Below are 19,381 nucleotides of genomic sequence, written 5' to 3' on the forward strand. Positions count from 1 at the left end.
AATGGCTTAGGCCTCGGGACATTGGAGCTTCCATGGCTAAGCCACTCCCGCTATTTGTCTTTCGATTCTCTGCCAGCAAATCTTGGGCTAGCACCAGCGTATTCAACAAATATCACCAGCCACGCAGTGCGCGGCACCGACCATCGGCGCCTTGTCGGAATGTTCTACATATGCCAGCGTGAACAAAATGATTGGGAACGATGTCACGTGAAGAGCAAACAACCCCCATCCCGAAAACGCCCCAGTGTCGCCGAGGCGCTGGCGCAGGAAATCTTCTCCGGCGAGTATCAGCCAGGCGACTTCGTCCCTCGCGAGATCGATCTGTGCGAACGTTTCGTACTCAATCGCTCGGCGGTGCGCAGCGACCTGCGACAACTGGTCGATGCCGGGATCATCGAACGTATCTCCGGCCATGGCTCGAAGGTCCGCGAGTACTCGGAGTGGAACATTCTCGATGCCCAGGTCACCGAGTGGATGACACGCTACGCTGCGCCCAATCCCGGTGTGCAGCGCGAGATCCTGGCCTTTCGTCTCGACGTGGAACCCTACGTCGCCATGACCGCCGCCAAACGCGCCACGGCGCATGACCTGGTCGCCATCGAGGAAGCCTTCAACGGCATGGGGAGTGATCTAGACGATCCCGATTCCCATAACAGCGGCCGCCTGCATAGCGACTATGACATCGCCTTCCATGTGGCGATCTTCAAGGCCACGCACAATATCGTCTGGTCACAGCTCTCGCACATTCTGCGCCCCTCGATACTGCTGTTGATCGAGACCTCCAACGTCAGCGCCAGCGACCCGGCGGAGAGTCTGGAACGCCACCGATTGCTGATGGAAAACATCCGTGCACGCCGGCCACGCGATGCCTTTCGCGCCTCGCAGGCCGTACTCGCCGGCACCGCCAGCGCCTTGGGACTGGAAATCCCCGACACACCGCTTGGGCATAGCGCCGAGCTGTTGTCCGAAAACTGACACGCACCCAATCCTGTATCCCGCAAAGCAAACCGGGCGTCGCATGACGACGCCCGGTTGGGTGGCTCTAAGTACTTAATAGTGAGTACTTAGTAGTGAGTGCTGGGTAATGAATGCTCAGTGATTGTCACGGGGTGGGCTCTGACGGGCGACGTCACGGTACTTGGTGGCCGGACCCAGCGTCATGCCACGGTCGAGCTGTTCGACCATGCCGCGCTGAATCTCCTGCCAGGGCGTCTGATCCACCGGGTAGATATAACCGCCGCGTGATTCCAGCGCCTCGCGGCGCTTCGCCAGCTCGGCGTCATCGACCAGCAAGTTAGCCTCCCCACGCTTGAGGTCGATACGAATCCGGTCACCCGTTTCGAGCAGCGCCAGGCCGCCGCCGACCGCCGCTTCGGGGGCCGCGTTGAGGATCGAGGGCGAGCCCGAGGTGCCCGACTGACGACCGTCACCGATGCATGGCAGCGACTCGATGCCTTGACGGATCAGCGCCTCCGGCGGCTGCATGTTGACGACCTCGGCGCTCCCCGGATGGCCGATCGGGCCGGCACCGCGCATGATCAGAATGGTATTCGCGTCGATCTCGAGCGACGGATCGTCGATGCGCGCATGATAATCCTCGGAGCCATCGAATACCGCCACCTTGCCTTCGAAGGCATCCAGATCGTCGGCCTGACTCAGGAAGCGCTTGCGGAAGTCGCTGGCGATCACGCTGGTCTTCATCAACGCCGAGTCGAACAGGTTGCCCTTGAGATTGATGAACCCGGCTTCTTCCACCAGCGGGTTGTCGTAGCGGCGAATGATGTCTTCATCCAGGGTTTCACGCCCGGCAGTATTCTCCGCCAATGTCTGGCCGTTGACCGTCGGCACATCGCCGTGCAGACGCCCGGCCTTGATCAGTTCGCTGAGCACCGCAGGCACGCCACCGGCCCGGTGGAACTCCTCGGAAAGATAGATTCCCGCCGGCATCACGTTGGCGAGCAACGGAATTTCGTGCCCGAGGCGCTGCCAGTCGTCATTGGTCAGCTCGATCCCCGCATGACGGGCGATGGCGTTGATATGCACCGGCGCATTCGAGGACCCGCCCAGCGCCGAGCACACCACGATGGCATTTTCGCAGGCCTCGCGGGTGATGATATCCAGCGGACGCAGGTCTTCCCACACCATGTCGACGATGCGCGTCCCGGTCTGGTAGGCGACCATCGAGCGCTCCTTGTAGGGCGCCGGGATCATCGCCGAGCCGGGCAGACTCATGCCCAGCGCCTCGGCCATGGAATTCATCGTCGAGGCGGTGCCCATGGTATTGCAGTGGCCGACGGAAGGCGCCGAATCGGTGGCGCGAGACAGGAATTCCTCGTAGCCGATATCCCCCGCCGCGAGGCGTTTGCGCAACTCCCAGATGATGGTGCCCGAGCCTACGCGCTCCTGAGTGCCACGCCAGCCATTGAGCATCGGCCCGCCGGAGAGCACGATCGCCGGAATATTCGCCGTGGCAGCCGCCATCAGACAAGCCGGCGTGGTCTTGTCACAGCCGGTGGTCAGCACCACGCCGTCCAATGGATAACCATGCAAGACTTCCACCAAGCCCAGATACGCCAGGTTGCGATCCAGCGCCGCCGTCGGTCGGCGCACGTTTTCATGGATGGGATGCAGGGGAAACTCGAACGGCACGCCACCCGCGGCACGAATGCCGTCCTTGACGCGTTTCACCAGATCGATGTGATGCCGATTGCAAGGCGTCAAGTCGGAGCCCGACTGCGCGATGCCGATGATCGGCTTGCCGCTCTTGAGTTCTTCCAGGGTCAGGCCGTAATTCATATAGCGCTCGATACACAGCGCGGTGGTCCCCGGATGCTCGGGATTGTCGAACCACCAGCGCGAGCGCAGTTGCTCGGGGGTCATACGGCGATTGTCGGCGGACATCAGGTTATCTCCTCTCAAAAGAACAATCGGCTCCTATTTAAGTCAAACATATTTCGAGTATGTTCAACATACTCCGATAGGCGTAGATATTCTGTTGGCATGCACCGAGCGGTGGCGCAACGCAAGAAGGCGGCCGCTTGGCCGCCTTCGCGTTTTTCATGCTGAGGCCGCTTCAGCGTCCGGCCTTCAATGCGAGTGACGAGGCACCTCGGCGCCGCGACACCCGACCAGAAAGTCGAAGTCACAGCCTTGATCGGCCTGCAGCACATGCTCGATATAGAGCTGACGATAGCCGCCGGTGCTGGCGATCTGGGTCGACTCGGCGGTGGGATCGGATTCCGCCAGGCGCGCGGCAAGCTCGGCGTCGTCGACTTCCAGATGCAACGTACCGGCGTAGGCATCGAGGGCGATCATGTCACCATTATGGACCGCGGCGAGCGGTCCGCCGGCGGCGGCTTCCGGCGCCACATGGAGCACCACGGTGCCGTAGGCGGTGCCGCTCATGCGTGCATCGGAAATACGCACCATGTCGGTGATGCCTTGCTCGAGCAGCTTGGCCGGCAGGCCCATATTGCCGACCTCCGCCATGCCGTGATAACCGCGCGGCCCGCAGTTTTTCATCACCAGGATATCGTCGGCGGTGACATCGAGATCGGGATCGTTGATGCGCGCCTTGTAGTCATCGAAGTTCTCGAAGACCACGGCGCGGCCACGGTGCGTCATCAGCTCAGGCATCGCTGCGGAGGGCTTGAGGACGGCGCCATTGGGCGCGAGGTTGCCGCGCATCACGCACATGCCGCCATCTTCGCGCAACGGCGTATCGAGTGGGCGAATCACAGCGTCGTTATAGAGCGGCGCGTCCTCCACGTTCTCCCACAGCGTCTTGTTGTTAATGGTCAGAGCATCCTTGTGCGGCAGCCGGTCGGCCTCTCCGAGGCGCCGCAATACAGCAGGCAAGCCGCCCGCGTAGTAGAACTCTTCCATCAGGTAGCGCCCCGAGGGCTGCAGGTCGACGATGGTCGGCGTACCGCGGCCGATACGCGTCCAGTCATCCAACGTCAAGTCGACGCCGATGCGTCCGGCGATGGCCTGCAGGTGAATGACCGCATTGGTCGAACCGCCGATGGCCGCGTTGGTACGAATGGCGTTCTCGAAGGCTTGCTTGGTGAGCACCTTGGAAAGCTTGAGATCCTCGTGGACCATCTCGACGATACGGTTACCGGAGAGGTGCGCCAGCACGTAGCGGCGCGAATCGACCGCCGGAATCGCCGCGTTGTGGGGTAGCGAGGTGCCCAGCGATTCGGCCATGCAGGCCATGGTCGACGCGGTCCCCATAGTGTTGCAGGTGCCCGCAGAGCGCGACATGCCCGCCTCGGCGGCCATAAAGTCATGCAGCGAGATCTTGCCGGCTTTGACTTCTTCGGAGAGCTTCCACACCACGGTGCCTGAGCCGATGTCCTTGCCTTCGTGCTTGCCGTTGAGCATCGGGCCGCCGGTAACCACGAGAGTGGGAATATCGCAGCTCGCCGCGCCCATCAGCAGCGCCGGGGTGGTCTTGTCACAGCCGGTCAGCAGAATCACCGCATCGAGCGGATTACCGCGAATCGCTTCCTCGACATCCATGCTTGCCAGGTTGCGGGTAAACATCGCCGTAGGACGCAGGTTGGATTCACCGTTGGAGAACACCGGAAACTCAACCGGATAGCCGCCGGCCTCGAGTACGCCCTTCTTGACGTGTTCGGCGAGCTTGCGGAAATGCGCGTTGCAGGGCGTAAGTTCCGAAAAGGTATTGCAGATACCGATGATCGGCTTCCCCTGGAACTCATGATCGGGGATACCCTGATTCTTCATCCAACTGCGATACATGAAGCCGTTCTTGTCGGCAGTGCCGAACCACTCGGCACTGCGCAGTCGACGCGAGGACTGACTCATTCGTGGCTCCTTTTGGTGACGTTCGCATTAGCGTTGTTGACACCATAAACGTCTTTCTTGATAACCGAATAATGTCAAAAAAGACCTTATTTGATATATAAAAAAATATCACAAATGATATTGGTTTTTTCCACCTCCTTCAGAGCCACACATCAGACCCTGGATACAATGCGCAAACGGGCCGCCAGGATGCTGATTAAAATGCATTTTTAGCTAACCAATGGGGAGATGAAAGCACCGGGTACCCCCCATGCCGGCCCCCCGTATGACTAGGGTAGATTGCGAGGGGTATACCAAAGTCTATGTTGAACATGTAAGCACTATGTTCAACATTTACCGACTGACGCGACGAACCCAAGGGCGCTCCCAATGAATGAATTTCACCCGTTCCTCCCCCAAGACGCCGGCAACGATCGCTTGATCGGCCGCGTGTGGGACCCCGATGTGCAAGGTCCCCGCCTGGTCACCGTACGTAATGGCATGCTGCACGATATCAGCGCGCTGGCGCCCACGTTCAGCGCCCTGCTGGAATTCGACGATCTGACGACACGTATCGCCCAGGCACCGGATGCGCCGCTCCTCGCGGTCAGCGATTGCCTGGAAGCCTCGCTCGACGCCGAGGGTGACCCCGCTACCTGGCATCTTCTGGCGCCCTGCGATCTGCAGGCGATCAAGGCCTGCGGGGTGACGTTCGCATCATCGATGCTGGAGCGGGTGATCGAGGAGCAGGCGCGCGGCGACAGCCAGAAGGCGGCGACATTGCGCGAGACCGTCACCTCACTGATCGGCGACGATCTTTCGCGGTTGACGCCAGGCTCCACCGAAGCCGAAGCCCTCAAGGCCAAGTTGGTGGAACTCGACGTCTGGTCGCAATACCTGGAAGTCGGCATCGGCCCCGACGCCGAAGTGTTCACCAAATCGCAGCCCATGTCGGCGGTCGGCCTGGGACATCGGGTCGGCATTCATCCGGCCTCGAAGTGGAACAACCCCGAGCCCGAGGTCGTGCTGGCAGTAGACTCGCGCGGCCAGGTACGCGGCGCCACGCTCGGCAACGACGTCAACTTGCGCGATGTCGAAGGGCGTAGCGCCCTGTTGCTAGGCAAGGCCAAGGACAACAACGCTTCCTGCGCCATCGGTCCTTTCGTTCGCCTGTTCGATGACGACTTCGACATCGACAGTGTCCGCACCCTGGAGGTAACGCTGGATGTCCGCGGTGAGGATGGCTTTCATCTGGACGCAGTAAGTTCGATGAACCAGATCAGCCGCGACCCGCTCGATCTCGTCGGCCAGACGCTGGGAACGCACCATCAGTATCCGGACGGCTTCATGCTGTTCCTGGGGACGTTGTTCGCCCCGACCCAGGATCGTGATACCCAAGGTAGCGGCTTTACTCACCACCTCGAGGACGTGGTGACCATCGCCACGCCCACGCTCGGGGCACTGGTCAATCGCGTCGATACCAGCGACCGCATCCGGCCCTGGCAGTTCGGCAGCGGTGCTCTGCTGAACTATCTCGTACGCCAGCGTCCCAGCGCTTGACGATCGGTTTCAACACCATGGACGGGACGCTACACGACGTCGCTCCCAGAGCTTTGCGTTCGGCCATGACATTCACTCAAGACAGTACTCTCAAACAGGCCTCTCGATGACATGGGAGGCGCACGCGATGCCACGGGATCACGCCGCAACATCGGCGGAACAAAACGCTCCCTTGACTCTAGTGCTCAGCGTCGCCATGTCTCGTATATGCCCATCAATGCCAGGAGGCAAGCATGATATTGGAAGGCAAACAGATCATCGGACAAGACATCGCAGCCGGCCCCGGTGCCAGCTTCCAGGCAGTGGATCCCGCCAGTGGCGAGACGCTGCCGCCCGAGTTTACCAGTGCCGATAGCAAGCAGGTCGAACGTGCCTGTCAGCTCGCCTGGGATGCTTTCGATGCATATCGGGAAACCTCGCTGGAAGAACGGGCAAAGTTTCTGGAAACCATCGCCGAAGAAATCGAATATCTGGGCGGTGGACTGATCGAACGCGCGGTGAGCGAAAGCGGCCTACCGGTCGCTCGTATCGAAGGCGAGCGGGGGCGTACCTGCAATCAACTGCGCCTTTTCGCGGGTGTCGTGCGTGCCGGCGAATGGCTCGATGTGCGCGTCGACCCGGCGCTGCCTGAACGCGCGCCCATGCCACGTCCTGACCTTCGTCAGCGCCATATCCCGCTGGGGCCAGTCACGGTCTTCGGCGCCAGCAACTTCCCGCTAGCTTTCTCCGTGGCCGGTGGTGATACTGCCTCCGCACTCGCCGCAGGTTGCCCGGTGATCGTCAAGGCACATGCGGCGCATCCCGGCACCTCCGAGCTGGTGGCACGCGCCATTCAGACAGCCGCGCAGAAGTGCAACATGCCCGAAGGCGTGTTCTCCATGCTCTTCGATTCCGGTTACGAAGTAGGCACCGCGCTGGTCAAGCATCCCAGTATCAAGGCAGTCGGCTTTACCGGCTCGCGCAAGGGTGGCCTGGCACTGCAACAAGCCGTGCAATCGCGCCCCGAGCCGATTCCCATGTATGCCGAGATGAGCAGCATCAACCCTGTCTTCCTGATGCCCAAAGCGCTCGAGTCACGTGGTACCGACCTCGCTCAAGCCTTTGTCGGTTCCGTTTCCATGGGCGCAGGTCAATTCTGCACTAACCCCGGCCTGGTCATCGGTCTCAAGAGCCCGGCATTGGACAGCTTCATCGAGGAAGCCGGCAAGGCGCTCAAGGACACGCCTGCGAATACCATGCTGACGCCTGGGATCCACTCGGCCTACGAGCAAAGCGTCGCCAAGCTGGCAGGCAACGCCAAGGTGAACGAAGTAGGCCGCGGCCTTACCGGCGAAGGCGAGAATCAATGCCAGGCGGGGCTCTTCACCACGCAAGGCGCCGATGTGCTGGCCGATGAATCGCTGCAGGAAGAAGTCTTCGGCGCCACTTCTCTCGTCGTGATCTGCAACGACATGGACGAGATGAAGCGCGTGGCCGAAGCACTGGAAGGTCAGCTGACCGCCACTCTGCAGATGGACGAGGGCGACACTCAGGATGCGGCACAGCTACTCCCCACGCTGGAACGCAAGGCTGGACGCATCATGGCCAACGGCTGGCCGACTGGCGTAGAGGTTTGCCATGCAATGGTGCACGGCGGCCCCTTCCCGGCCACGTCCGATTCACGCACCACCTCCGTGGGTAGCGCCGCAATCTTCCGCTTCCTGCGTCCGGTGTGCTATCAGAATCTGTCTGATTCGTTGCTTCCCAAAGCTCTCAAGGAAGCCAACGACCTCGGCCTGAAGCGTCTCGTCGACGGTAAGCGCGAGGGGTAAACGTCCTCGCCTGATGCGCCTGAGTCCTTCGGGACGAGGGCCATCAGCAACGCAAACGCCCCATGGCAGAACATTGCCATGGGGCGTTTTTAATGGCCGCTCGTCAGAAACGAGCGGCTCGCGTGAGCCGTTAGTCGCTAGATCACGCCTTCGAACGGTTCCGCTGAGGCGCATCTCCGTCTTCACGTTGACGCCGCGGAGCGCGCTCCTGGTCACCGCCGCGATCTTCGGCAATCTCCAGCGGACGGCCGGCGACACGCGCCTGGCCAATGCGCGACAGCACGGCGGCCGGCAATGTGTTCGGCAACTCGACCACGGAGAAGGCATTACGGATGTCGATACGGCCGATCTTGCCACCGTCGATGCCGCCTTCATTGGCCAATGCCCCCACCAACTGACCGGGCTTGACGCCATCCTTATGCCCCACCGATACGCGGTAACGCGTCATGCCAGCGCTCGGCCCACGATCACGGCGATTGGGTTTTTCGTCGCGACCACCGCCCTGACGGGCAGGCCGACGCTCGCCCGGCTTCGGCAAACGACTGATGGGTGCCTCGCCGGAGCGCGCCATGCTGGCCATTGCGCATGCCAGGTCCACGGGATCGTAGCCGTCATCGGCCAAGCCTTCGATCAGCTCGCGCTGATAGTCACTGCCCTGCTCCAGCGTCTTCAGCACACGCTCACGGAACAGCTCATCGCGATGGGCACGAATGGCAGATTCATCGGGCAACTCGACTTCATGCATCGGCTGACCGGTAACACGTTCCATGTCACGTACGCGACGCTGCTCGCGGCCACCGGCGAAGGTGATTGCCACGCCCTTGCGTCCAGCGCGGCCCGTCCGCCCGATGCGGTGGGTATACGCCTCGCCGTCTTGCGGCAGATCGTAGTTGAAAACGTGCGTGATACGCGGCACGTCGAGACCGCGCGCGGCAACATCGGTGGCGATGAGGACATCGACCTTGCTACGCTTGAGGCGATCGACGGTCCGCTCACGCAGGCTTTGATCCAGGTCGCCGGACAACGCTGCAGCGTTAACGCCGCGCGTCAACAATTGCTCGACCAGCGTGGTGCAGGCAGCACGCGTACGCACGAAGACGATGGCGGCGTCTACCGGCTCGACTTCGAGCAAGCGCGATAGCGCCTCAAGTTTGGCACCACCTTCGATACGCACCAAGCGCTGCTCGATACCCTCGGCCGTCTTGGTCTTGGTCTCGATCATGATCCTGAGCGGATCGACCAGATAATTATCGACGATGCGCGAGATCTCATTTGGCAAGGTCGCGGAAAAGAACACGCGCTGCGCGCCTTGCGGCGTCTCGGAAACCACACGCTTGACGTCATCGATGAAGCCCATGCGCAGCATTTCGTCGGCTTCGTCGAGTACCAGCGCATTGAGACCGTCGAGCTTGAGGCTGCCACGGTTGAGGTGATCGATCACACGTCCCGGCGTGCCCACGATGACCTGGGCACCACGGCGCAATCCGCTGAGCTGTTCACGATACTCTTGACCGCCACACAGGCTGAGAACCTCGAGCCCCTTGAGGTCACGCCCGTACTGGACGAAAGAAGCGGCAACCTGCTGCGCCAACTCACGCGTCGGTGCGAGCACCAACACTTGCGGCTGGCGACGCTGCAGATCAAGACGCGACAATAGAGGCAAGGCGAAGGCAGCGGTCTTGCCCGTACCGGTCTGGGCCTGGCCCATCACATCGCGCCCTTCGAGCAGCGCAGGAATGGTTTTGGTCTGAATCAGTGAGGGCGTCTCATATCCCAGTGATTCGAGCGTAGAAAGAAGAACAGACGGCAGCGAAAGCTCGGCGAAAGTCGACGAGGCAGCGGGGGTCGTGGTCATGTCACACCTTGGATAGCCGGGGCAAACCGGCGGAAAAATTCAAGGCGCCTTCATTGCCCATCGGCCGCTCGGCCTGGGCATCGAAACAAAAGGCGCCGGTCGCAGCACCTGCGTCCTGCCGCATGAGCGGCAGCTGTGGCGACCTTACGCGTCGTGGCGCGCCATCGATGCGGCAAGCGCTCTCACGGCCGGCTCGAAACGAGCGGGCAATGCGCCTTGCGCAGAAACGTCCTTTAGGCTCTATCCACACCGGGTGGAAGGCACATCGCACAGGGACGAATACAGGATGGAGGGGTCAACACATGCGAGGAAGTGGCATAATACCATCGACTAATGGCTTTGCCCAATCTTATTCGTTCATCAAGCCCTATTCGCTTATCGAGGAAGCTTCCATGCCGACGTTATGGATCGACGCCGACGCCTGTCCGCGTCATGCCCGCGAAGTCATCGTACGTGCTGCCGAGCGTACCCAGACCCCGACACGCTTCGTCGCCAATCATCGCTTGCCCTTGCCACCCTCGGCCTGGGTCAGCGCGCTGACTGTTCCCGGTGGCTTCGATGCCGCCGATGACGCCATCGTCGACCGGGTGGCGCCAGGTGATCTCGTCGTCACCGCTGACCTGCCCCTGGCGGAAGCCGCATTGGCGCGCGATGCCGAGGTCATCACCAATCGTGGCGAAGCACTGACTCGCGACAGCATTCGCGCCCAGGTACAGATGCGTGACTTCATGGAAACCCTGCGCGCCAGCGGCGAGCATACCGGCGGCCCCAAACCCTATGGCGATGTCGAGCGACGGACCTTCGCCAATGCCCTCGACCGCTGGCTGACACGTGCCCAGCAGCGACGCTGATACGCCGTACTAAGCCCCACGAATACCTCTGCCCGGAAGGCGTTCGCGGTCATGGGGGCGTTCCAGCGCCAGTACCGGCCCCTTTGGAACGATGCGCGTCGGATTGATGGTGTCGTGGCTATAATAGTAATGGCGCTTGATGTGATCGAAATTCACCGTCTCGGCAATGCCTGGCCATTGATAGAGCTCGCGCAGGTAATTCGACAGATTGGGGTAGTCTTCAATACGCCGGAGATTGCACTTGAAGTGCCCGTGATAGACGGCATCGAAGCGAATCAAGGTGGTGAACAGCCGGATATCCGCCTCGGTCAGCCACTCTCCAGCAAGATACCGCTGCGTGGCGAGCCGTGACTCGAGACGCTCGAGCGCTTCGAACAACGCCGTGACGTGTTTCTCGTAGACCGCCTGCTGTGTGGCGAAGCCGGCCTTGTAAACGCCATTGTTGACGTGATCATAAACGTCGGCGTTGACGGCATCGATGGTCTCGTGGAGGTCCGCCGGATAAAGCTCCAGCCGGTTGCCGGTCAAGTCATCGAATGCCCCGCCCAGCATACGCACCAAGTCGGCGGACTCGTTGTTGACGATACGCCCTTCACGCTTGTCCCACAGCGCCGGCACCGTCACGCGCCCGGTATACTGCGCATCGGTCAGCGTATAGAGCTGATGGTGATAGTCGACGCCATTGAGCGGGTCGCCACTCGAGCCCTCGTCGATGGCATAGGTCCAGCCCTGCTCCAGCATCAGCGGACTGGTGTGCGACACACCGACCAGATCCTCGAGCCCCTTGAGCTTGCGCACGATCAGGGTGCGATGCGCCCACGGGCAGGCCAGCGATACATATAGATGAAAACGCCCTGCCTCGGCCGCGATGCCCGGCTGGCCTTGCGGTCCCGGCGACCCGTCCGGCGTCACCCAATCGCGCAACTGGGCGGACTCGCGGACGAATTCACCGCCATGTTTTTTGGTATCATACCATTGGTCGTGCCAACGACCCTCGATCAACAGCCCCATACTTGCCTCCTGCGAGCGCCCTGATGCTTGATGAGCGGATGACCGATGCTCGATCACCTCTATGCCGCTCAGCATAAAACGATTGATTCGACGCTCAAGCGCATAAAAGCGGCCTAACCGTTCGTTTCTATCGAATGCTCATCGCAGCAATCCGCCACGGCTGCGTGCAAGGCCGCCGCTAGTGCCCGCGTGGCTGGCCCAGCACGATCTCGGTCGCGAAAGATAAGCTGCATCGACGCCTCACGACGCCCGCCTACCGCTAGGGGCAACGGTACAAGACTGCCCGTCCGCAGCGCCTCGCGAATACGTGTCGTCGGCATCCAGGCAAACCCCAATCCACGGCACAGCATATCCACCGACGTCACCAGATGGCTCAAGGTCCAGCGCTGCTCGGCCTTGAGCCACCCCGCATCCATCGACTGACGCAGCGCCGAATCGCGCACCACCAACTGACGATGCTGCTCCAGATCACGCAGGTCGAGTTCACGCCCCAGGTGCTGCAAGGGATGCGCCGGATGCGAAACGGCCAGAAACGCCACATTGACCAGCGGCTCGCCCAGAAACCCCTGGGCAGCGATACCGGAAACCACCAGGTCAGCGCGTCCATCGTAGAGCATCTCGACCCCCCCGTTGAGCACGGTCTCATGCAGTTGAACGCGAACGTGAGGATAATGCTGCGACACACTATCCAGCGCATATGCCAAGGCATCCGGCGGAAATAGCTGATCGACGGCGATCACCACCTCGGCTTCGAGCCCCTCGCCCAAGCGCTCGGCGACATCTTCCAGTGCATCGGCGCTTTCCAGCAACTGCCGGGCACGGCGTAGCAACATGTCGCCCGCCTCGGTCAAGCGCACCTGGCGTCCCACTGGCTCCAGGACCTGGACCCCCAGTTGCTCTTCGAGCTTGTGAACCGCGTGATTGAGCGTGGAAGGACTCTTGTGCACGGCGTCGGCGGCACGCGCGAATCCGCCGTGATCGACCACGGCGGCGAGCATTCGCCATTGCGCTAACGTAACGTTGGCCATTCGATTCCCTCGAAGATAAAGAGCAAAAATATGCGATTAATTTTCGAAAAATACGAACTAAAATACCAGTCATTGTCATCAAGAGGATTCACCAATGACACAGGCAACGCAGACTCACCGCCAGATCAAGCACATTCGCTCCAGCCACCCCAGCCAGGACGGCGATGGCGTCAAGATCAAGCGCCTCCACGACTTCGAGGGCGGGCTCGACCCCTTCCTGATGCTCGACGAGTTGGGGTCCGATCGGCCCGATGACTATATCGGCGGCTTTCCACCACACCCACACCGAGGCATGCAGACGCTCACCTATGTCATTCACGGCGGGCTAACGCACGAAGACCACCTCGGACACAGCAGCACCATTCATGCCGGCGATGCGCAATGGATGCACACCGGGCGCGGCATGATCCACTCCGAAATGCCGTTGACCGACAGCCAAGGGCTCCACGCCTTTCAGTTGTGGATCAACCTGCCGGCGAGCGACAAGCTAAGCACGGCCACTTACCGCGATGTACGCGCGCAAGAGATGCCACGCCTCGAAGGCCAAGGCGGCCACTTGATCGCTCTCGGCGGTCGCTGGCAAAACGCCACGGCCAGCATCGACGGCCCCCTCGATGCCTTGGCCGGCAATGCCGGCGTCGCCGATGTACGCCTTGACTCGGGCACCTTGTCGCTGACGCAGCTTGGGGATGAGACCGTGCTGGTATATGCCTATCTGGGTACGATAAAGGTTGGCAATCAAGCGGTAACGGCTGGTCATCTCGCAGTGCTCGAGGCTGGCGATGCACTAACCCTGGAAGCGGACGGCGAGGCTGGCGCTCTGCTCTTGCGAGGTACACCGCATCGCGAACCGATCGCTCATTACGGGCCTTTCGTGATGAATTCACGCAGCGAGTTGGAGGCCGCCATGCAGGCCTATAGAGACGGCAGCTTGACCGACTGAGATTGTACATCGCGTGGCGCCGGTAAAGGATTACCCACATAGCCGCGTATACATGGCAAGCCGCTAATACCGGCTTGCCGTTGCTGCGTACATGACCTGTATACATGAACAGGATAGGCATTTCATTTAGCATAGGTTATCGTTTCAATGCCTTTTATCTATTTAACGTTCACGTATACGGCTTCTATTCATAATGTTGCGGATTCTTTATTCGCTGCCCCGCACTCATAAGTTAATTTTGTTACCGGTCGCCACCATGGTGACTGTGCTGGGCGCGCACAAAATCGTTACTGTCATCGACGACACTGGTGGCAACTCAGCCACCCACCAGATCACTCAAGACGTCGGCGATTCTAATTCATCGTCGCCCTCACTTGCGGGCAATGCCCTCGACACCCTGGAGACTGTGACCACTCGCGATATTCCGCTGAGTGAGCTCAAGGCCCAGGAAATCGTCGATGTCGACTTCATCGACAAGGCGCACGCGGCAGACAATACCGTGTCTGATGCGCCGGCGTTCGATTCCCAGTCCTCCTCCCATCCTTATCTTGCCGCCGAGGCACTCCACACGGCCATGCAGTTGCCAGGATTGCTCTCCGAAGACGAGCTCGAAGATGACTCCTTAGGCGGGACATCTTACGAAGACTTTTCCATCGATCCGACGGAATTGCATGACGAGAATGGCTCCCCCGATCTTGATCGCGAGATCGCCACTCAGCAGGAATTCGTGCCGGAATGGGAAACTTATACGGTACAAAAAGGCGACACCTTCGCCGTGACGGCGGAGCGCACGCTGGGACTGGGATACAGCGATGTCATGCACATTCTGGATAGCGTTCCCGACAAGAACGCCCTGACACGCTGGCGTGTCGGTCGCTCATTCGATTACAAGCTCAACCAGGAAGGCGACCTGCTGGCGCTGCGCGTCATGAAGAATGCACGTGAAGGCTATGTCATCGAACGCGATTCCCCCCAAGACGATTTCGACGTTTCCGATGTCATCAAGGCCACCGAACCGTCTCAACGTCTCTTTGCCGGCACGGTCAACGGCAGCTTTACCTTGTCGGCGGAGTCCACGGGGCTTTCCCATTCCGAAGTCGCTCAACTGACAAGTCTGCTCTCGAAAAAACTGGATTTCCGCCGCAATACGCGTGCCGGCGATCATTTTCAGGTTCTCGTCGAATCCGACATGCTGGAAGGCGAAAGCGTCGATTCACGCATTCTCGCCGCCCAGTATCAAGGCGAACGCATGGACTTGACCGTGGTACGTAATAACGCTGACGATCAATTTTATACCCCCGATGGTCAGAGCCTCGATCCGGCCTTCAATCGCTATCCGTTCGAAGGGCATTATCGCATCAGCTCACCGTTCAACCTGCGGCGCAAGCATCCGATCACCGGGCGTATCAGCCCGCACCGGGGGACGGACTTCGCCATGCGTACCGGGACCCCCGTCGACTCGCCAGCGGCCGGACGCGTCGTGAAATCCGCCTATCAGGCCAACGGCGCCGGCAATTATCTGGTCATCCGTCACAACAACGGCTACAAGACGCGCTACATGCATCTCTCCAAGCGCCTTGTCTCCGAAGGCGACCGTGTCGAGATGGGCCAGGAAATTGCCTTGTCCGGCAACACCGGGGGCAGCACAGGTCCACACCTGCATTACGAAGTCATGGTCAACGACCGCTCAGTCGACGCCATGCGCGTCAAGCTGCCCGAGAACAAAAGCCTGGAAGGCAAAAAGCTGGCCGCGTTCAAGGAAGAATCCAAGCCGTTGCTCGCCAAGCTGGAAAGCGACAACGATACGCCGACCATTGCTAGCGTGCATCTCGACGAGAAATCGGGCGACGAAGGCTAGAGAGTTTCTGGCCTATGCTCCCGGCAAATCGCCTCACCATTCCGGTGGGGCGATTTGCATTGCGCCCTTCTCAGCCTCGATCTTGACCTGAAAAAAGCTCGCCATCCAGCAGTCGATCGCTGCCCATGGCGATGGCGCCACGACTCCCTTCCAGAGACCATTCGGCCATATGCTCGCCTTCGCTTTTGACATCGACGAGCGGATAATTGATGCCAAGATCATCGGCCGCTTCGCGGAAAAGGTCCGGCCGCACACAACGCACCAGGCAGTCCTCGAGCGCTGGCGCGGCGACCTCCAAGTGCTGCCAACGGCGCATCTGTTCGGCATACCAACGTAGATGAGACCGCCAAGGGAAGTTCGCGGCATGACGATGGAACACACTCATGCCATGGGGCGCCGGCGTCCCTTCCGCTGTCATGCTTTCCTCCACTACGGTGGGTGGCACGTCCAGGTAGCCCTTTTCGCACATCAAGCGTGCCGCCTCGATGCGCTGCGCCGGGGCATCCAGCCAGGCACAGGCTTCGAGCAGCGCCCGTAATACCGCGCGGTGCGTCATCGGGTAAGCCTCGGCCCATGCCTCGCGCACCGCGAAGACTTTTTCCTGCCCATGCTGCCAAATGGCATGACTACCGATCAGCACGCGACCGCTTTCACGACGAGCCGCGAGCGTATTCCAGGGTTCGCCGACACAATAGCCATCCAGCCAACCGGCCTCGAGTTGCTCCGCCACCAAGGGCGGGGGCACCACGCGCAATTCAAGATCACGATCAGGGTCGACGCCGCCTTCCGCCAGCCAATAGCGCAACTGATAGTGGTGCGAAGAAAAGGGGTACACGCTAGCGAAACGCAACGCCGGCTCGCCAGCGGCTCGCCGTTGGCGCACTACTGCCGCCAGTGCGCGGGCGGAAATCGGTGCCTGCAACATGGCCTCGGGATCGGCTGCCTGCATGCTGGCATACAAGGCATTGGACACGGTAATGGCATTACCGCCGAGGTTCAGCGTCAACGCCGAAAGCACCGGTGTAGGGCGTCCATCAAGTCCCAATGTCGAGGCCAGCGGCATCAAGGGCAGCATCTGTGCACCATCGAGGAGCCCAAGCTGCATGCCATCGCGCAAGCCGGCCCATGACGACTCGACTTGCAGCGTCACCTCCAGTCCATGCGCCGCGAAGAAGCCACGTTCTCGCGCCACCACCAGTGGCGCGGCATCGTTGAGCGGCAACATGCCCAAAGTCAGCGTATCGCGCTCGGGCAAGGGCCACTCGCATCGAGGGGGTTGGGACTCGTTCATCATTGTCTCCTAAGACTCGAAATCGTCGCTGGCCAGGACGGCCTGAGCCACCTCGTGAATGGTCAAGCGACGATTCATGGCGTGCTTGCGTAGCCACTGATAGGCGGCGTCTTCGCTGAACGCGTGCGTTTCCATCAATTGGCTCTTGGCGCGTTCAATGGTGCGCCGCTGCGACAGCGTGGTCTGGGTCTTGGTCAATTCGCCCTTGAGGGCGCGATGCGCTTCGAAGCTGGAAATCGCTACATTGACCATCGAACGCACCAGCGCCGGCTGTACGTCCTCGACCACGTAGGCGCTTACACCTGCACTCGTCGCTTCGCGTGTTAAATCCGGCGTTTCTTCCTCGGCGAGCATAATCATCGGCTTGGGAAAGCGGCGCCCCAACTGGCCCATGTGTTCCAAGGTGTCGCGGCTGGGTAGCGCCGCATCGATGATCACCGCATCAGGCTTGACGCGCGTCATGATGGCGTAGAGATCGTCATGCTCGTTGGCACGGGTCACCACGTCGAATCCCGCCTCATGCAGTGCTTGCTCCAACGCCCGCGAGCGTTCAGGACGAGCATCCACGATCAGCACCTTCACGGTCATGCACTTTCCTCTCCTGGGTGCTTGTCGACTTTCAATGCAGGTTACATGCCAGGTAATGCGCTGCGGCAGCCCATGCAACACGGGTTCTGCACATCGGCGGTGCGCCATTGATGCATTACAACGGTGCAATAGCGCCTCAGTCTGCACCAAAAGCATGCCAATGAGTCGTCTTGGACCGATAAGCCGGGGCATTCATCATCGCTCTATTCCATTGGCATGCCTCTTGCTTTCTGTAGGGCAGCCAGACGTGGACCAGGCTCGCCAAGTGAGTACGAGTGCGTCGAACCCCAGGACCCGGCCCTTCATGACGAAGGTCGCCGACGTCACGTTCGATCGTCGCTACTCCAACGCTAGAGGATGAGCCATGGAAATCCGCAACAAAGCCAACAAGATACGGCTTTTCAGCCTCAAGACACCGCAGATGCGTGTCTTCCACATGTCGTGGTTCGCGTTCCACGTCTGCTTTTTCGGCTGGTTCGGCATCGCCCCCTTGATGGCCGTGGTGCGTGAAGACCTCGACCTGAGCAAAACCCAGATCGGCAACACCATCATCGCCTCGGTGGCCATTACCGTCCTGGTACGCCTGGTGATCGGGCTTCTCTGCGACAGGATCGGCCCTCGCAAGGCTTATACCTGGCTGTTGTGCCTCGGTTCCCTACCGGTGATGCTGATCGGCCTCGCCAACAACTTCGAAACCTTCCTGCTGGCGCGGCTGGCCATCGGTGCGATCGGCGCCTCCTTCGTCATCACCCAGTATCATTCCTCGATCATGTTCGCGCCCAACGTGGTCGGCACCGCCAACGCCACGACCGCCGGCTGGGGCAACCTGGGCGGCGGTACCACGCAGATCCTCATGCCCTTGGTCTTCGCCGGCATCATGATGCTCGGCGTCAACGAGGCGCTCGGCTGGCGTCTGGCCATGGTCGTGCCCGGCATCGTGCTATTCGCGACCGGCATCGCCTATTATTTCTTCACGCAAGATGCACCGAACGGCAACTTCGATGCGCTGCGGGCGCGCGGAGAACTTCCCTATGCCGAGAAAGAGCACGGCATGGTCCAAAGCTTCGGCGCCGCCATGAAGGATGTGCGTGTCTGGGCACTGTTCATCGTCTATGCGGCATGCTTCGGTGTCGAACTGACCATCAACAACATCGCGGCCATTTATTTCTTCGACAACTTCGAACTCGACCTGGCCACCGCCGGGCTCATCGCCGGGCTATTCGGACTGATGAACCTGTTCGCCCGCACTCTCGGCGGTATCTTTTCCGATCTCTTCGCCCGCCACGGTGGACTCAAGGGCCGCGTGCGTTGGCTGTTCATCGCCATGCTCTGTGAAGGTATCGCCCTGATGGGCTTCGCCCAGATGCAGACGCTGGCGCTCGCCATCGGCATCATGCTGGTCTTCAGCCTTTTCACTCAAATGGCCGAAGGTGCCACCTTCGGGGTCGTCCCCTTCATCAACAAGAAAGCCCTCGGCGCTGTCGCCGGCATTGTCGGCGCAGGCGGCAACGCCGGTGCCGTGGCAGCCGGTTTCCTGTTTCGCAGCGAATCGCTTTCCTATCAGCAAGGTCTCTTCTTCCTTGGCGTCGCGGTGATGCTCGCCTCCTTCTGTACCCTACTCGTCCGCTTCTCGCCGCAGGTGCTCGCCGAAGAAGACGCCGCCTATCGCGACGCCGCAGCAGGCACCGAAACACCCGTCGATGCCATTGCCGCGCGTTAATCCGTATCTTCTTATTGACCCACGAAAAAGCCACCGCCTTTGGGCGGTGGCTT

The 19,381-nt window shown here is 60.7% G+C and carries 14 protein-coding genes; 7 read left to right on the forward strand and 7 right to left on the reverse strand.

Going from position 1 to position 19,381, the window contains the following annotated elements; genetic code table 11:
* Window positions 1-159: 159 nt before the first annotated feature.
* The gene (locus L1073_RS03555) at window positions 160-975 is read left to right on the forward strand and encodes a FadR/GntR family transcriptional regulator (protein WP_246896914.1); all 816 of its coding nucleotides are present in this window, start codon (window positions 160-162) and stop codon (window positions 973-975) included.
* 117 nt (window positions 976-1,092) lie between these two features.
* Here the strand turns inward: L1073_RS03555 and L1073_RS03560 are convergent, their stop codons facing one another.
* Window positions 1,093-2,901 carry an IlvD/Edd family dehydratase gene (locus L1073_RS03560; RefSeq protein WP_246896916.1) on the reverse strand — a complete coding sequence of 603 codons (1,809 nt, stop codon included), beginning with the start codon at window positions 2,899-2,901 and terminating at the stop codon, window positions 1,093-1,095.
* Window positions 2,902-3,087: 186 nt separating this feature from the next.
* Entirely contained in the window at window positions 3,088-4,833 is a 1,746-nt protein-coding gene (locus L1073_RS03565) for an IlvD/Edd family dehydratase (RefSeq protein ID WP_246896918.1), read from the reverse strand.
* A 369-nt stretch (window positions 4,834-5,202) separates the two neighbouring features.
* On the opposite strand from L1073_RS03565, the gene L1073_RS03570 reads away from it, so the two are divergent.
* On the forward strand, window positions 5,203-6,372 hold the full coding sequence (locus L1073_RS03570; protein ID WP_246896919.1) for a fumarylacetoacetate hydrolase family protein: 1,170 nt from the start codon (window positions 5,203-5,205) through the stop codon (window positions 6,370-6,372).
* A 233-nt stretch (window positions 6,373-6,605) separates the two neighbouring features.
* On the forward strand, window positions 6,606-8,183 hold the full coding sequence (locus L1073_RS03575; protein WP_246896920.1) for an aldehyde dehydrogenase (NADP(+)): 1,578 nt from the start codon (window positions 6,606-6,608) through the stop codon (window positions 8,181-8,183).
* Between the two features lie 142 nt (window positions 8,184-8,325).
* Here L1073_RS03575 and L1073_RS03580 read toward each other — a convergent pair whose 3' ends face one another.
* Window positions 8,326-10,038, reverse strand: coding sequence for a DEAD/DEAH box helicase (locus tag L1073_RS03580; RefSeq protein WP_246896921.1), 1,713 nt, complete (start codon window positions 10,036-10,038; stop codon window positions 8,326-8,328).
* Window positions 10,039-10,430: 392 nt separating this feature from the next.
* Here L1073_RS03580 and L1073_RS03585 point away from each other — a divergent pair, with 392 nt between their 5' ends.
* Window positions 10,431-10,889, forward strand: coding sequence for a YaiI/YqxD family protein (locus L1073_RS03585; protein WP_246896922.1), 459 nt, complete (start codon window positions 10,431-10,433; stop codon window positions 10,887-10,889).
* Window positions 10,890-10,898: 9 nt separating this feature from the next.
* On the opposite strand, the gene L1073_RS03590 is transcribed toward L1073_RS03585, so the two are convergent.
* Both L1073_RS03590 and L1073_RS03595 read right to left on the reverse strand, forming a co-directional pair.
* Window positions 10,899-11,900 carry a glutathione S-transferase family protein gene (locus tag L1073_RS03590; protein WP_246896923.1) on the reverse strand — a complete coding sequence of 334 codons (1,002 nt, stop codon included), beginning with the start codon at window positions 11,898-11,900 and terminating at the stop codon, window positions 10,899-10,901.
* Between the two features lie 113 nt (window positions 11,901-12,013).
* The gene (locus L1073_RS03595) at window positions 12,014-12,928 is read right to left on the reverse strand and encodes a LysR family transcriptional regulator (protein WP_246896925.1); all 915 of its coding nucleotides are present in this window, start codon (window positions 12,926-12,928) and stop codon (window positions 12,014-12,016) included.
* 94 nt (window positions 12,929-13,022) lie between these two features.
* Between L1073_RS03595 and L1073_RS03600 the strand changes: the two genes are divergently transcribed.
* Entirely contained in the window at window positions 13,023-13,871 is an 849-nt protein-coding gene (locus L1073_RS03600; protein ID WP_246896927.1) for a pirin family protein, read from the forward strand.
* Between the two features lie 256 nt (window positions 13,872-14,127).
* Window positions 14,128-15,729 carry a peptidoglycan DD-metalloendopeptidase family protein gene (locus L1073_RS03605; RefSeq protein WP_343322447.1) on the forward strand — a complete coding sequence of 534 codons (1,602 nt, stop codon included), beginning with the start codon at window positions 14,128-14,130 and terminating at the stop codon, window positions 15,727-15,729.
* A 70-nt stretch (window positions 15,730-15,799) separates the two neighbouring features.
* Here the strand turns inward: L1073_RS03605 and L1073_RS03610 are convergent, their stop codons facing one another.
* The gene (locus tag L1073_RS03610; RefSeq protein WP_246896929.1) at window positions 15,800-17,020 is read right to left on the reverse strand and encodes a CmpA/NrtA family ABC transporter substrate-binding protein; all 1,221 of its coding nucleotides are present in this window, start codon (window positions 17,018-17,020) and stop codon (window positions 15,800-15,802) included.
* Window positions 17,021-17,029: 9 nt separating this feature from the next.
* Window positions 17,030-17,608 (reverse strand): ANTAR domain-containing response regulator, encoded by a 579-nt coding sequence (locus L1073_RS03615; RefSeq protein WP_246896930.1) that lies wholly within the window; start codon window positions 17,606-17,608, stop codon window positions 17,030-17,032.
* A gap of 364 nt (window positions 17,609-17,972) precedes the next feature.
* On the opposite strand from L1073_RS03615, the gene L1073_RS03620 reads away from it, so the two are divergent.
* On the forward strand, window positions 17,973-19,328 hold the full coding sequence (locus L1073_RS03620; RefSeq protein WP_246896931.1) for an MFS transporter: 1,356 nt from the start codon (window positions 17,973-17,975) through the stop codon (window positions 19,326-19,328).
* Window positions 19,329-19,381: the final 53 nt, after the last annotated feature.

This window comes from Chromohalobacter nigrandesensis (assembly GCF_023061285.1).
GTDB lineage: Bacteria > Pseudomonadota > Gammaproteobacteria > Pseudomonadales > Halomonadaceae > Chromohalobacter > Chromohalobacter nigrandesensis.